This window comes from Microbacterium sp. KUDC0406, from assembly GCF_021582875.1.
Taxonomy (GTDB): Bacteria; Actinomycetota; Actinomycetes; order Actinomycetales; family Microbacteriaceae; genus Microbacterium.
This window is the reverse complement of record NZ_CP091138.1, coordinates 2,987,597-3,001,232: the sequence shown is the minus strand read 5'-3', so window position 1 is coordinate 3,001,232 and position 13,636 is coordinate 2,987,597. Positions and strand designations below refer to the sequence as shown.

At 69.2% G+C, this 13,636-nt stretch carries 13 protein-coding genes and 1 pseudogene; 7 read left to right on the top strand and 7 right to left on the bottom strand.

Annotated features, from left to right (window positions below):
- Nucleotides 1–1,105, bottom strand: a pseudogene (locus tag L2X99_RS14800) (thiamine pyrophosphate-dependent enzyme).
- A 262-nt stretch (nucleotides 1,106–1,367) separates the two neighbouring features.
- Entirely contained in the window at nucleotides 1,368–2,435 is a 1,068-nt protein-coding gene (locus L2X99_RS14795) for a histidinol-phosphate transaminase (protein WP_236135327.1), read from the bottom strand.
- 25 nt (nucleotides 2,436–2,460) lie between these two features.
- Here L2X99_RS14795 and L2X99_RS14790 point away from each other — a divergent pair, with 25 nt between their 5' ends.
- The 3 genes from L2X99_RS14790 to L2X99_RS14780 all read left to right on the top strand — a co-directional run bounded on the left by L2X99_RS14790 (nucleotide 2,461) and on the right by L2X99_RS14780 (nucleotide 4,648).
- A complete protein-coding gene (locus L2X99_RS14790) occupies nucleotides 2,461–2,691 on the top strand; it encodes a CopG family ribbon-helix-helix protein (protein WP_236126079.1) in 231 nt (76 codons plus the stop codon).
- Nucleotides 2,688–3,062, top strand: a complete 375-nt coding sequence (locus L2X99_RS14785; RefSeq protein ID WP_236126080.1) for a type II toxin-antitoxin system death-on-curing family toxin — start codon at nucleotides 2,688–2,690, stop codon at nucleotides 3,060–3,062. Before L2X99_RS14790 ends, L2X99_RS14785 begins: the two co-directional genes overlap by 4 nt.
- Before the next feature lie 194 nt (nucleotides 3,063–3,256).
- Complete coding sequence (locus L2X99_RS14780; RefSeq protein WP_236135326.1) at nucleotides 3,257–4,648, top strand: IS1380 family transposase; 1,392 nt, start codon at nucleotides 3,257–3,259, stop codon at nucleotides 4,646–4,648.
- 174 nt (nucleotides 4,649–4,822) lie between these two features.
- On the opposite strand, the gene L2X99_RS14775 is transcribed toward L2X99_RS14780, so the two are convergent.
- Nucleotides 4,823–5,593, bottom strand: coding sequence for a MalY/PatB family protein (locus L2X99_RS14775; RefSeq protein ID WP_236135325.1), 771 nt, complete (start codon nucleotides 5,591–5,593; stop codon nucleotides 4,823–4,825).
- A 512-nt stretch (nucleotides 5,594–6,105) separates the two neighbouring features.
- Here L2X99_RS14775 and L2X99_RS14770 point away from each other — a divergent pair.
- A complete protein-coding gene (locus L2X99_RS14770; protein WP_236126082.1) occupies nucleotides 6,106–6,510 on the top strand; it encodes a phage holin family protein in 405 nt (134 codons plus the stop codon).
- A 4-nt stretch (nucleotides 6,511–6,514) separates the two neighbouring features.
- On the opposite strand, the gene L2X99_RS14765 is transcribed toward L2X99_RS14770, so the two are convergent.
- Together L2X99_RS14765 and L2X99_RS14760 are read right to left on the bottom strand one after the other, a co-directional pair.
- Nucleotides 6,515–7,891, bottom strand: coding sequence for an ESX-1 secretion-associated protein (locus tag L2X99_RS14765; RefSeq protein ID WP_236135324.1), 1,377 nt, complete (start codon nucleotides 7,889–7,891; stop codon nucleotides 6,515–6,517).
- Between the two features lie 59 nt (nucleotides 7,892–7,950).
- Nucleotides 7,951–8,211 (bottom strand): hypothetical protein, encoded by a 261-nt coding sequence (locus L2X99_RS14760; RefSeq protein WP_236126084.1) that lies wholly within the window; start codon nucleotides 8,209–8,211, stop codon nucleotides 7,951–7,953.
- 132 nt (nucleotides 8,212–8,343) lie between these two features.
- Between L2X99_RS14760 and L2X99_RS14755 the strand changes: the two genes are divergently transcribed.
- The 3 genes from L2X99_RS14755 to L2X99_RS14745 are packed head-to-tail and all read left to right on the top strand — an operon-like array spanning nucleotide 8,344 to nucleotide 10,536.
- Nucleotides 8,344–8,853 (top strand): low molecular weight protein-tyrosine-phosphatase, encoded by a 510-nt coding sequence (locus tag L2X99_RS14755; protein ID WP_236126085.1) that lies wholly within the window; start codon nucleotides 8,344–8,346, stop codon nucleotides 8,851–8,853.
- A 16-nt stretch (nucleotides 8,854–8,869) separates the two neighbouring features.
- Nucleotides 8,870–10,246: an adenylosuccinate lyase gene (purB, locus tag L2X99_RS14750; protein ID WP_236126814.1), complete on the top strand. Its 1,377-nt coding sequence runs from the start codon at nucleotides 8,870–8,872 to the stop codon at nucleotides 10,244–10,246.
- Complete coding sequence (locus L2X99_RS14745) at nucleotides 10,243–10,536, top strand: DivIVA domain-containing protein (RefSeq protein ID WP_236126086.1); 294 nt, start codon at nucleotides 10,243–10,245, stop codon at nucleotides 10,534–10,536. Before purB ends, L2X99_RS14745 begins: the two co-directional genes overlap by 4 nt.
- A gap of 140 nt (nucleotides 10,537–10,676) precedes the next feature.
- On the opposite strand, the gene L2X99_RS14740 is transcribed toward L2X99_RS14745, so the two are convergent.
- Both L2X99_RS14740 and L2X99_RS14735 read right to left on the bottom strand, forming a co-directional pair.
- A complete protein-coding gene (locus L2X99_RS14740) occupies nucleotides 10,677–12,038 on the bottom strand; it encodes an MFS transporter (RefSeq protein ID WP_236135323.1) in 1,362 nt (453 codons plus the stop codon).
- A gap of 137 nt (nucleotides 12,039–12,175) precedes the next feature.
- Complete coding sequence (locus L2X99_RS14735) at nucleotides 12,176–13,513, bottom strand: alkaline phosphatase family protein (protein ID WP_236126088.1); 1,338 nt, start codon at nucleotides 13,511–13,513, stop codon at nucleotides 12,176–12,178.
- Between the last annotated feature and the right edge of the window lie 123 nt (nucleotides 13,514–13,636).

Here is a 13,636-nt window from a genome sequence, read left to right as displayed (position 1 = left end):
TCACGCTGCGCCTCCCTCGAAGGATGCCTCATAGTCGGCGAGCCAGGTCGACTGTTCGGCCATGAGCGGATGCGGCTCGCTGTAGACGTGCCGGAAGATCGCGTCGGGGCCGGGGTCGGGCAGCGCCACGCTGCGCGAGCGCAGGTCCTCCGCGGCATCCGCCGCCTCGGCATCCACGTCGGCGAAGAACTCCGCCGGGGCGCCCTTGCCCTCCAGGAACCCGCGCATGCGGACGATCGGGTCGCGCAGCGACCACTCCTGCTCCTCGGCACTCGCGCGGTACTTCGTGGGGTCGTCGCTCGTGGTGTGCGCGCCCATCCGGTAGGTCACCGCCTCGATCGCGCGGGGGCCGCCGCCGGCGCGCGCCTCGTCGAGCTGCTTGCGTGAAACGGCGTAGCTGGCGAGGACGTCGTTGCCGTCGACACGCACCGAGGGAATGCCGTAGCCGGCGCTGCGGCCGACCAGCGGAACCTTCGACTGCGTGGCGACGGGCACCGAGATGGCCCAGTGGTTGTTCTGCAGGAAGAACAGCACGGGGGCGTCGTAGCTCGCGGCGAAGACCATCGCCTCGTGCACATCGCCCTGGCTGGAGGCGCCGTCGCCGTAGTAGACCACAACGGCCTCGTCGATTTCTGCATCGCCCGTGCCGCACCTGCCGTCGAAGGCCAGACCCATGCCGAAGCCCGGCGGCGTGCAGGGTCTGCGAGCCGAGCACCAGCGTGTAGAGCCGGGTGTTGCCGTTCTTCGGGTCGGTCGGGTCCCAGCCGCCGTGCGAGACACCGCGCATCAGCTTGATGATGTCGACCGGGTCGACGCCGCGGATGCGGGTGACGACGTGCTCACGGTACGACGGGAAGATCGTGTCCTGCGGGCGGGCGGCGTAGGCCGAGCCGACCTGCGCGGCCTCCTGTCCGCGGCTCGGCGGCCACAGGGCCAGCTGGCCCTGACGCTGCAGATTGGTGGCCTGGGTGTCGATCGCGCGGATGACGACCATGTCGCGGTAGAACTGCTCGAGCTCGGCGTCGGTGAGCGCTTCGATCAGGGGCAGATACTGCGCTGCGGCATCCGTGGGAGCGAACCGTCCGTCTGCGTCCAGGACGCGCACGAGGGGGTCTCAGGAGTGGTCACCCGCTCCACGGTACCCGCGCCCGCATGCCCGGTCACGCATAACTAGGAGCCCCTTGTTTCTGCCCGGATCACGGAGAATCGTCCGGTTCTCCCCGGGTCGTTGAGCGAGGGAGCGCAGCGACCGAGCGCCGTACTGAGCGAGCGGAGCGAGTCGAAGTGACGAAACGCTCTCAGATCACTCGGGGCGTTTCGTCTCTGCGTTTCGACTCGCTGGCGCTCGCTCAACGACCACCGCTCGCTCAACGAACAGAAGCGGCGACCTCGAGCACCTTCGGGAGCGACTGCTCCTCGCCCACCGAGATGCGGATGCCGTCGCCCGAGAACGGACGGACGATCAGACCCGCGGCGACGAAGGCCTCGGCGATCTCATCGGTGCGCTCCTTGGTGCGCAGCCACACGAAGTTGGACTGCGAGTCGGGCACCTTCCAGCCCAGCTCGCGCAGGCCGGCCACGAGGCGGTCGCGTCGCTCGACGATCACGGCGACGCGCTGCATCAGCTCGTCCTCGGCATCGAGGCTGGCGATCGCCGCGTTCTCGGCCGCACTGGTGACCGACAGGGGGATGCCGGTCGTGCGGGCCGCGTCGAGCACCCGCGGATGCCCGATCGCATAGCCGACGCGCAGGCCGGCCAGCCCGTACGCCTTGGAGAACGTGCGCAGCACGACGACGTTCGGGTGCGTCTCGAAGATGCGCTCCTTCAGCCCGTCCACGGCGTCGGGAGCGGTGACGAACTCGGCGTAGGCCTCGTCGAGGATGACCAGCACGTCCTGAGGGACGCGCTCGAGGAATGCGGCGAACTCGGAGGTGGTGACGATCGGGCCGGTCGGGTTGTTCGGGGTGCACACGATGACGACGCGGGTGCGGTCGGTGATCGCGTCGGCCATCGCGTCGAGGTCATGCCGAGCGCCCGCGGCGAGCGGCACCTGCACGCCGGTGGCTCCGGCGACCAGGGGCAGGCTGGGGTACGCCTCGAACGAGCGCCAGGCGTAGACGACCTCGTCGCCGACGCTCGAGGTGCCGAGCACGAGCTGATGCAGGATCGACACCGACCCGGCGGCGACGTGCACGGCATCAGAGGCGACGCCGTACTTCTCCCCGAGTCGCGCGCGCAGCGCGCCGGCCGTGGCATCCGGGTAGCGGTTCACCGGGGTGGTGTGCTGCAGGGCCTCGACGACCGACGGCAGCGGCTCGAACGGGTTCTCGTTGCTGGACAGCTTGAACGCGTCGGCGCCCGCCTGCTTGCCCTGGCGATACGGCGGCAGCGCCGCGATCTCGGGACGGATGCGGGGCAGGATCGGCTCAGTCACGGTATGAGTCTAAGAGGCCGGGCGGATGCCCGAGTGGTACCATTCTGGTATGGCCATGACGGTGCGGATCCCTCCGGAGCTCGACGCGCAGTTGAGCGAGCTTGCCGAGCGACGCCACACGTCGAAACACGCGCTGCTGATCGAAGCCGCGGACCGATTCGTCCGCGAAGAGGTCACGACCGAGGAGGCCGTGGGCATCGCTCTCGGCGTCGCTGACCGCTACTCGGAGCTGATGACGAAGCTCGAAGACGCATGATCCGGTATGTCGAGCTTCCCCAGGCAATGGGCATCCTCGACGCTCTCGGTCTGCATGTGCGCGACATCGGGCTGCTCGCGTCCGCGCTCGCACGCCCCGCGAGCTCGATGTTCGGAGTCGAGGCCTACCCCGAGATCGAGGTCAAGGCCGCGGCTCTGATGTCATCGCTGGCGCAGAACCATCCGCTGTTCGACGGCAACAAGCGGTTCTCATGGATCCTGACGCTCACCTTCTTCGAGCTCAACGGGATCATCATCGACATGCAGACGGATGAGGCATTCGACCTCGTGCTGGACGTCGCGCAGAGCAGGCTGGAGCTGCCTGAGATCGCCGCGCGCTTCGCCGCGCACGTGACCACCGTCGGTCGTTGAGCGAGCGAGGAACGAGCGAGACGGAACGCGTTCAGCTGACCTGAAAGCGTTTCGTCTCGCTTCGCTCGCTCAACCTCGATCCACCGATGAGCGTGGGCGTTGAGCGGGTGCCGTAACGCGGAAATGCCTCCCGGATCAGGGAAAATAGAGCTGGTCTAAGGTTCTAGTTCCCCGAAGCGAGAGGCATCTCGTAGATGCAATTCAAGCATGCTCCGGCCGCTGTGTCCGCGGTGTTCGATGATCCGAATCTCGTGTCGGCTGCGGGTCTGGTCCCGATGCTCCGCCTCGCGCGTTCCGCGGGCCTGGACGAGCTCACCCAATCGCGGTTGAGAGTCCCGACAGACAAGGGCGCCAACGCCGGTGCGAAGGTCATGGCGCTGGTGGCGGGGATGCTTGCCGGGGCGGACTCGATCGACGACATGAATCTGCTCCGTCACGGCGGCATGCGGTCGCTGTTCGGCTCGGTGTATGCGCCGTCGACGTTGGGTTCGTTCCTGCGTGCGTTCACGTTCGGGCATGTCCGCCAGCTCGATGCGGTCGCCGCTCGCGTGCTGGCCGGCCTGGCCACGCGGGCGCCGATCATCCCCGCGTCGGCGGGCGCGGGGTTCGTGTTCGTCGATATCGACGACACTGTCATCGAGGTGCACTCTGCCCGCAAGCAGGGCGCCGGGATCGGCTACTCCCGGGTGCGGGGCCTGAACGCGGCGGTCGTGACCGCGTCGACAGCCTCGTCGGCGCCGGTGATCCTGGCCCAGCGGCTGCGCCGCGGGCAGGTGAACTCGCCCAGAGGCGCGGACCGGCTCCTCAGCGACGCGCTCACTCTGCTGCGCCGCACCGGCACCGCCGGGCCGGTGCTGATGCGCGCGGACTCCGCCTACTACGGCCACCCCACCATCTCCCGAGCACTCGCCGCCGGCGCCGACGTGTCGGTCACCGTCAAACGCAACCCCGCCGTGACCGCCGCGATCGCGACCATTGCCGAGAACGACTGGACACCGATCCACTACCCGAACGCGATCTTCGACCCCGACACCGACGAAATGGTCAGCGACGCGGAGGTCGCCGAGACCCGGTTCACCGCATTCGCCAAACACGGCGGCATCACCGGACGGCTCATCGTGCGCCGCGTGAAAGCCCACCGCCCCAGGCCAGACCAGGATCCTCTGTTCGACACGTTCCGCTACCACGCGTTCTTCACCACCGTCACCGCCGACCGCCTGAACACCATCGCCGCGGACCGGGCCCACCGCGCCCACGCGATCATCGAGCACGTCCACGCCGACCTGAAGAACGGCCCCCTCGCGCACCTGCCCTCCGGCCGCTTCGCCGCCAACAGCGCCTGGCTCGTCCTCGCCACGATCGCATTCAACCTCACCCGCGCTGCCGGACTCATCGCCGACCACGCCGGACGGCTCGCCACCGCCACGACCGCGACGATCCGCCGCACCCTCATCTCAGTGCCAGCACGGCTGGCACGGTCCGCGCGCCGGATCACCCTGCACCTGCCCGAGGCCTGGCCCTGGCAGAGCGCGTTCGACCGGCTGTTCATCACTACGCACGCGCCACCACCATCAGCGGCAAGCTGACCACCGCCGCGACGACGGCACGACCGAGAACGAAGTGGACGACCGGGATGAGACGCCCGGAACCCACCCCTGCCCGCGACAGGATCACCCCACGCCGACCACACCGACCCCACCCGCCAAGGGCCCATCGGTGGATCCAGGCTCAACGACCGGGGAGGTCGACGACAGTGACCGTCAGCGACCGTAGGCCGCGGCGAGGCGCTCCAGGGCGGCGGTGATCGCGTGGGCGGGGGCCGCGAGGTTCATCCGCTCGAAGCCGGCGCCCTCGGGCCCGAAGATCGTGCCCTCATCGAAGAACACCAGCGCCTCGGCAGTGTTGATGCGCTCGAGCTCCTCGGCGTCGTGGCCGAGCGCGCGGAAGTCCATCCACTGCAGGTAGGTGCCCTCCAGGTCGTGCACCACGACCTCCGGCATCCGCTCCGCCATGAACGCGCGCACCAACGCGTGGTTCGAGGCGACCAGCTCGATGAGGTGCTCGAGCCACGACTCCGCCTCGGTGTAGGCGAGGCGGCAGGCCTCGAAGCCCAGAGCGTTCAGAGTGAAGAATCCGGTGCGCGTGCGCTCGTCGTTGTAGGTCTCGCGCAGCGCGGGATCGGTGATGACGATGTTGCTGGTCTGCATGCCGGCGAGGTTGAAGGTCTTGCTCGGAGCGGTGCACACGATCGTGCGGGCGGCGATCTCGGGGCTCAGGGTCGAGAACACGGTGTGCGCGCTGCCGGGCAGCACGAGGTCGAAGTGGATCTCGTCGCTGACGACGATGAGGTCGTTCTCGAGTGCGATGCGCGCGACGGCCGCGAGCTCGTCGCGCTCCCAGACCCGGCCGGTGGGGTTGTGCGGGCTGCAGAACAGCAGCACCTTGTTGCGCGGGTCCTTCGCCTTGGTCTCGAGGTCGTCGAGGTCGAGGCGCCAGCGCCCGTCGCGCAGCACCAGCGGGTTGCCGACCACGGTGCGGTCGTTGGAGAGGATGCCGCCGGTAGAACGGGTAGTACGCCGGAGTCTGCACGATGACGCCGTCGCCGGGCTCGGTGAACGCGCGGATGGCGGTGAAGAAGGCCGGGACGATGCCCGGGGCCAGCGAGATCTGCTCGCGGTCGACGCTCCATCCGTGCCGGCGCTGGAACCAACCGGTCACCGCGTTCCAGTAGTCGTCTGTCGCCACGGTGTACCCGAGCACCGCGGTGCGGAGGTGCTCGCGCAGGCCGTCGATGATCTCGGGAGCGATGGCCAGGTCGAGGTCGGCGACCGAGAACGGCGCGATGCCCGGCGGCACGTCGGGGTTCGCCTCGCGCATCTCCTCCCACTTGGCGGCACCGGTGCCGGTGCGGTCGATCACCGTCTCGAAGTCGTAGGCCATGGATCGAGTCTTCCATGACCGCCGCGGGCGACGGATGCCGCCGACTCACGGTGCAACACGCGTGGCTGATGCGCCGCGGGACTTCGGCTGTCAGACTCGGAGCATGCGATTCCTCGTCCGCGTCGTCGTCAACGCCTTCGCCATCTGGGTCGTCACCCTCATGCCGGTGCTCGAGGTGAGCGTGCGTCCGTTCCCACCGGGTGGGGACCTCCAGCTGGTCATCACCCTGCTCGGCATCGCCCTGATCTTCGCACTGGTGAACACGATCATCGGCACGGTCATCAAGATCATCGCGTTCCCGCTGTACATCCTCACACTCGGGCTGATCGGCCTGATCATCAACGGCTTCCTGCTCTGGCTCACCGCCTGGATCACGCACTTCTTCGGCTGGGGACTCGAGGTGAACTCGTTCTGGTGGGGCATCGTCGCGGCGATCGTGATCTCGATCATCAACTGGATCTTCTCGATCATCCTGCGCCCCCAGCGCAAGGCGGCCGCCGGGCGCTGAGTCGTCACTCCTTCTCGTGGGCGCGGTACGAGAAGGACTCGACGTTCGTCGCGGCATCCAGTTCGTTCCAGCATTCCTGCAGCGCTTCGACACGAGGATCGCCGGAACCGTCGACGAGTTCGGCTGTGCGCTCGTATGCACCGGGCAGGTGCGCACCGACCACTGTGTGCGACCCGGTGTCGCGCATCGCGACGAAGCTGTCCTTCGAACCGGTCGTGCCCGCGGACCCGCCTGCCGAGAGCGCGCCGCCGACAAGCTCGTTCGTGTTCCTCAGTTCAGCCACCAGCGTGCGCGCACCCAGCGCCACCGTCGTCGGGCTGCCGAACGTCGTGAGAGACCTGACGTCGTAGTCTCCGTCCGCCGCGAGGAACGACCCGATCATGCCGCCCTGGGAGTACCCGACGATGTCGATGGTGTCTCCAGGACGGATCCCTGAGTCCGCCACCGCCTGACGCACCGCCTCGTAAGACGCGCTCACGCGGCGATCGAGGTACATGTCGCTGTTGGAGCGCATGTTCCAGGGGCTGTCGCCGGTGTTCAGCATGGCGTCGGTGCCATCGATGAACACCTGGTACTGCGCCGTGCCATCCGCCATCGTGTACTTGTCGATGCGGACGTGCTGGTTCCTGTCGCCGTCTCGAACCCGCGCGAAGGCCTCCGCCGTGCCGCTCGGCGGCCGGATCCGCGCCGCGGTCCTGTCCAGCGTCACGGTCTTCTCCAGCATCACCGCGGGTGCCGCGCCGGTGAGCCGCTCACCGGGCTCGATCGTGCCCAGACTCCGCCTCTTCGCGTGCTCGGACCCCCAAGCCAGTGCCGCCGGCACACCGATCGCCGACAGGGCGCCGAGTGGCAGCCCGAAGATCCACGGCAGCAGCGAGGTCCAGCCGGCGGCGTCGCGCGCCGCATCCGCCCCGCTGTACCTGTTGTCCTCCCAGATCTGCAGCCACATCTCCGCCTCCGTCATCACACGAGGATCGGAGGCCAGGGCCTCCAGCCGGCTCTGCAGCTCCGCCGGGAGGTCCACACCGGCGGACACGCGTCTCGCGCGCAGGTCCGCGTACTCGAAGGCGTCAGCCATGAGCCGGACGCGATCGGCGTGATCCACGACATCGTCACGGACCTGATCGAGATGGGTGGCGCGGTCGCCGAATCCGCCGACATCGATCCGGGCCCGTATCCCGGGTGAGGTGCTGACAGCGTGCCACGCCCGGGAGAGAGCGGCCGTCACCGTTCCGAGCCCGCTGGCCACGGCGTCCAGCTGCACGGCGACGGACCGCATGTCGTCGGTGTCGACGGCGATCGCCCCGCCGGAGTGGATCTGGAGCTCACTGCGCTCGGCGAGCACCTCGTGAGCAGTCAGTGGCCCCTCTCGGTCAGCCATCGGCGCCGCCGCGAACCCGGCTGCGCTGCCCTGCACGTCTGGGTCCGTCCGCTGCGCCATCACGCCATCGCCGCCTCGAGCCGGCTGTTCAGCTCGCGCACCGAGACGATGCCTTCCTGCACCTCGTGACGCACCGCAAGGATCCGCGCTCGCACCAGTTGACCGGCCGTCACCCGCCAGTCGGTGGTGTCGGCCAAGGCATCCAGCAGAAGGCCCACTGTGTACAGAGCGTCCACTGCGTCCTCCAGCGCCCGAGTCGTGACCGCCCACGCCCACATCTCCTGGGGCGAGGACACGTCGAGGGCGGTGATGTCGATCATGTGCACCAGGATGCTCGGGTCGCGGCATCCGTCTCTTCGCACGACCCGCGATCCGCGCGGTGCTGTGCAGAACTCGGAGTGAACTCCCGCTGTGGGATGCGGGTCGTGACGCGCGGAGAGCACAATGGAGCAATGACCGACCCGGCGCCCTTCCGCGTCATCTTCGTGTGCACGGGCAACATCTGCCGCTCGCCGATGGCCGAGATCGTCCTGCGCGCCCTCGCCGAGGAGCACGGCCTGGCCTCGCGTCTCGTGTCCCGGAGCGCCGGCACCGGTGACTGGCATCTCGGCGAGCGCGCGGACGCCCGCACCCTGGATGCGCTCGAGCGACACGGCTACGACGGGTCGCTGCACAGGGCGAAGCAGTTCTCCGCGGCATCCTGGCGCGAGAACGACCTCGTGATCGCGCTCGACCGCACGCACGAGCGCATCCTGCGCGAGTGGGCGCGCACCGACGACGACGAGGGCAAGGTCACGCTGCTGCGCTCCTTCGACGCGCACGCGTCGAGCATGGACGTGCCCGACCCGTACTACGCGGGGCCCGAGATGTTCGATTCGGTGCTGGATATGATTGAGGTCGCGACCCGCGGCCTGTTCCGACAGCTCGAACCGGCACTGCGAGTCTCTCGCACGCGCGTCTGAAACCGGAGGTACTCCCCTGTCCACGCAGCTTCCCGCCCAGCCGCTCAGCCCGCTCGACGGACGCTACCGCGCCGCCACGACCGGCCTCGCCGACTACCTCTCCGAGGCGGGCCTGAACCGCGCCCGTGTCGAGGTCGAGGTGGAGTGGATCATCGCCCTCACCGACCGGTCGATCTTCGGCACCTCGCCGCTGGCTGACGCGCAGAAGGAGCAGCTGCGCGCGCTCTACCTCGACTTCGGCCAGGACGAGATCGACTGGCTGGCCGCGAAGGAGGCCGTCACCCGGCACGATGTGAAGGCCGTCGAGTACCTGGTGCGCGACCGGCTCTCGACGCTGGGCCTGGACGCGATCGCCGAGCTCACGCACTTCGCGTGCACCAGCGAGGACGTCAACTCCGCCTCGTACGCGCTCACCGTGAAGCGTGCGGTCGAAGAGGTCTGGCTGCCGGCCCTCGACTCCGTGATCGCCAAGCTGCGCGAGCTGGCCGTCGAGCACGCGGATGCTCCGATGCTGTCGCACACCCACGGTCAGCCGGCGACGCCGTCGACCATGGGCAAGGAGCTCGCGGTGTTCGCGTGGCGCCTGGAACGTGTGCGCGGCCAGATCGCGGCATCCGACCACCTGGCGAAGTTCTCCGGCGCGACCGGCACCTGGTCTGCGCACCTCTCGGCCGAGCCCGACGTCGACTGGCCGACGGTCGCTCGCGAGTACATCGAGGGCATGGGCATCGGATTCAACGTGCTGACCACCCAGATCGAGTCGCACGACTGGCAGGTCGAGCTGTACGACCGCATCCGTCACGCCGGCGGCATCCTGCACAACCTCGCCACCGACATGTGGACCTACATCTCGATGGGGTACTTCGCGCAGATCCCGGTCGCGGGAGCCACCGGCTCGTCGACGATGCCGCACAAGATCAACCCGATCCGGTTCGAGAACGCCGAGGCGAACCTCGAGCTCTCGGCCGCTCTGCTCGGCTCGCTCTCGCAGACGCTGGTCACCAGCCGGATGCAGCGCGATCTGACCGACTCGACCACGCAGCGCAACATCGGCGTCGCGCTCGGGCACTCGCTGCTCGCGCTGGACAACCTGCGCCGGGGCCTGAACGAGGTATCGCTCGCGCGGGACGTGCTGCTGGCCGACCTCGACGCCAACTGGGAGGTGCTGGCCGAGGCGATCCAGACCGTGATCCGCGCCGAGGTCGTCGCCGGTCGATCGACGATCGCCGACCCTTACGCGCTGCTCAAGGAGCTCACCCGCGGGCACCGAGTCGGGGCATCCGAGCTGGCGTCGTTCGTCGAGGGCCTCGAGATCGGGGATGCCGCGAAGCAGCGCCTGCTGGCGCTGACTCCGGCGACGTACACGGGACTCGCCGAGCAGCTCGCCCGATGAAGGCGGTGCGCAGCACCGACGTCGCCGCCGTCCGGCTGCCGCACACCCTCTTCGCCACGGCCCGCACGCCGGTCTATGCGCCGGAGGGCGTCGACGAGCTACTCGACGAATGCCAGGCGGCCCTGGAGTCGTGGGAGCGCGGCGAAGAGGCCTCTCTGCGCGCGAAGGACGTCGTGGTGCGCGAGATTCCGCGCACGCGCGGGTTCACCTCCGGCTATGACGCGAACGCCGTGGACGATTTCCTCGACGGCGTCGCCGCACAGCTGGCGGAGTTCGAGCGCAGCTTCTGACGCGTAAGTCGGTCGTTGAGCGGAGGCGAGGAACGAGCCGCAGACGAAACGCCGCGACCCTCCCCGAAAGTCGTGGGGCGTGTCGTCTCGCTCCTCCTTCGCTCGCTCAACGAGCGGACGGTCTGCCGGGTGGACGACGCTCAGTCGGGCAACTCGTCGCCGGCCATCGCGCCGTCGCGCGGCATGAGCGTCGCCGCAGCGAGCGTCAGCACGGCCACCACGGCGGCGGCGATGAAGACGCCCGTGGAGGCCGAGACGATGGTCGCAGGATCCTGCGGCCCCGCACCGCGAGCGATCATCGCGTTCGAGATCGCGCCGAAGACGGCCACGCCGACGGCGCTGCCCGCCGAGCGGGCGAAGGCGTTCATGCCGGTCACGGCACCGCGCTCGCCCCACGCCACGGATGCCTGCGCAGCGATCAGCGTCGGAGCGGCGCTCCACCCCAGGCCGAAGCCGAGCACGAACGCGATCGCGGCGACCGAGAACGGATTCGGCCAGCGCGCCACGAGAGCGAGCGCGATCGCGGCGACCGAGGCGATGGAGAGCCCGATGATCGCCGTGCGGCGGAACCCGATCCGCAGGTACAGCCGGCCGACGTTGGCGGCGGCGATCGGCCAGCCGAGCGTCAGCGCGGCCACCGCCAGACCCGACAGCAGCGGCGCGATGCCGATGGAGCCCTCGAGGTAGGCCGGCGCGAAGCTCGTCACGCCGATCATCAGGGCGCCGACGCCGAGCGAGACCACGGTGGTCGTGAGGATCAGCCGGCGCGAGAACAGCGTGAAGTCGATGATCGGCTCGGCCGCGCGGCGCTCCACCAGAGCGAACGCGACCAGCGCGACGATGCCGAGACCGAAGCACAGCAGACTGGGCGCAGAGAACCACGCCCACGCGTTGCCGCCCTCGAGCAGTCCGAGGATGATGCCTGTCAGCCCGACCGTGAGCAGCACGGCACCGCCGACATCGATGCGGTGCCGTCGCTTCTGCGTCTGCTCGTGGTAACGGCGCAGCAGCATCCACCCGGCGAGCGCGCACAACGGGATGTTCACGAAGAAGATCCACCGCCAGGCGTCCAGCTGGGCGAACAGGCCGCCCAGCGCCGGCCCGACGACGGAGGACACGGCCCAGACGCTCGCGATGTAGCCCTGCACCTTCGCGCGCTCGGCGACCGTGTAGATGTCGCCGACGATCGTCATCGACATCGGGGCGACCGCTCCGGCGCCGATGCCCTGCACGACACGGAACACGATCAGCGCGGTCATGCTCCATGCGAATCCGCAGAGCACCGACCCCAGCAGGAACAGCCCGATGCCGAGCATGATGATGGGCTTGCGGCCGACCGTGTCGGCGAACCGCGAGTAGATCGGCACGCTCACCGCCTGGGCGAGCAGGTAGACCGAGAAGAGCCAGGGGAACTGTTGATAGCTCCCGAGATCGCGCACGATGCTGGGCACCGCGGTGGCGAGGATGGTCGCGTCGATCGCGATGAGCCCGGTCGACAGCATCAGGGCGCCGAGGATGGGCCCGCGTTCGGAGCGGAAGCCAACCGAAGCGCGCGCTGAGGAGACTGTCACACTCACCACAAGAGGATGCCGGGGAGCGGTATTCCCCGAGCATCCTCTCGCGTGGCGGCCACGGCCTCTCAGTGCCTGCGCAGCACCTCGCGCAGAACCCTGCCGTCTGCCGTGGATGGCCCGTCCATGCCGAGCAGCGCGGCGATCGTCGGCGCCAGGTCGATGTGCCGCGGATGCCTCGGCGCGGCGTGCGGACGCACGCCTGATCCGGCGATCACCAGGGCGGTGCGCGCCTCGCGCGTCGTGCCGTGCAGACCGGAGACGCCGTCGGACGGGTCGTCGCCGAGGCTCCACCCCTCCTCCGGCTCGACGATCAGCTCGCCGTACTTCGGCGACATGTGCATCGCCTTCTGCTCGGCCTTGTCATAGACCGCCGAGACGTGCGGCAGAGCGGAGACTGCCCTATCGATCCGCCGAGCCGCAGCCGGATCGTCGGCCGCGTTGCCGACCAGATGCAGCGAGCCCACACCGCCCACCACGACCACCACGTCTGTGTCCGGCTGCGGGGACTGGCCCGCGTTCAGCATCTCGGCCCGATACCCGGCATCCGAGATCGCCCCGAGGAACTCGTCGCGCATACCCCTCGTGAACGTCTCCATGCCGTGGTCGCCGGTCACGATGAACGCCGTCCGTCCGAAGATCCCGGCGTCCTTCGTGGCCTGCACGAGCCTTCCGATCTGTGCGTCCACCTCGGCGACCGCCTCCGGCATGTCAGGCGCACGGTCGCCGTCGGCATGACCGAGCGCGTCGAGCCGGTCGCAGTACACCGCGATCAGGTCGGGGATGCCGTCCATCTGCACGGACTGCCCCGCACTCTGCACCGGCCGCCCCTCGAGCACGGCGACGGCGTCGTCGGTGCGCCGCGCGCAGTCACCGCCTGGTTGGGTGTACAGGCCGCTCGGATCGCCGAAGGCCGCGCCGTGATTCTGCACGATGAACCACTGCGACGACAGCACGGTGCCGCCCTGATCACGGATCGCCTCCGCGATCGTCGGCACCGCCAGATCGCGCTGCTGCCCGACCGCCGCGCCGGCGACGGGGTCGTACCAGTAGGCGGTGTTGCCGTGCGTCTCCGGCCAGGCGCCGGTCGCGATCGATGACCAGGACGGATTGGTGATGGAGGTCATCACGCCGGTCGAAGTGCTCAGGCTGCCGTGCCTGGCGAGCGCTCGCAGGTGGGGCATCGCGCCGCCGTCGAGGTAGTCGACGTCGAGGCCGTCGAGCGCGATCAGCACGACGTGCTCGGCGGGCGCCGGATGGGTGTGCTTCGACTGTGCGGTCCGAGTCGCCTGCGGTGGGGCTCCGGATGCCGAGGATGCCGCCGGGGCGGCGACGCCCAGCGCGACCAGGGCGCAGCCCGCGATCACGGAGGCGCGGCGGAAGAGGTTCGACGGATTCATGGTCATTGATCCCTCCAGGGGTCTGCCCGACGGCCGATCGTCATCAGCCGGCCTCGAACGACGGTGGCCGCGCGGCGACGAGCAGGACAACTCCGCCCGGCGCATGTGCAAGGAATCGGCCCTCACATC

Bases quoted from the DNA above. Each gene is read 5' to 3' on its own strand.
- L2X99_RS14790 (WP_236126079.1), top strand. From the start codon at position 2,461: ATGCCCGAGTGGTACCATTCTGGTATGGCCATGACGGTGCGGATCCCT.
- L2X99_RS14785 (WP_236126080.1), top strand. From the start codon at position 2,688: ATGATCCGGTATGTCGAGCTTCCCCAGGCAATGGGCATCCTCGACGCT.
- L2X99_RS14780 (WP_236135326.1), top strand. From the start codon at position 3,257: ATGCAATTCAAGCATGCTCCGGCCGCTGTGTCCGCGGTGTTCGATGAT.
- L2X99_RS14770 (WP_236126082.1), top strand. From the start codon at position 6,106: ATGCGATTCCTCGTCCGCGTCGTCGTCAACGCCTTCGCCATCTGGGTC.
- L2X99_RS14765 (WP_236135324.1), bottom strand. From the start codon at position 7,891: ATGGCTGACCGAGAGGGGCCACTGACTGCTCACGAGGTGCTCGCCGAG.
- L2X99_RS14760 (WP_236126084.1), bottom strand. From the start codon at position 8,211: ATGATCGACATCACCGCCCTCGACGTGTCCTCGCCCCAGGAGATGTGG.
- L2X99_RS14755 (WP_236126085.1), top strand. From the start codon at position 8,344: ATGACCGACCCGGCGCCCTTCCGCGTCATCTTCGTGTGCACGGGCAAC.
- L2X99_RS14745 (WP_236126086.1), top strand. From the start codon at position 10,243: ATGAAGGCGGTGCGCAGCACCGACGTCGCCGCCGTCCGGCTGCCGCAC.
- L2X99_RS14740 (WP_236135323.1), bottom strand. From the start codon at position 12,038: ATGCTGTCGACCGGGCTCATCGCGATCGACGCGACCATCCTCGCCACC.
- L2X99_RS14735 (WP_236126088.1), bottom strand. From the start codon at position 13,513: ATGACCATGAATCCGTCGAACCTCTTCCGCCGCGCCTCCGTGATCGCG.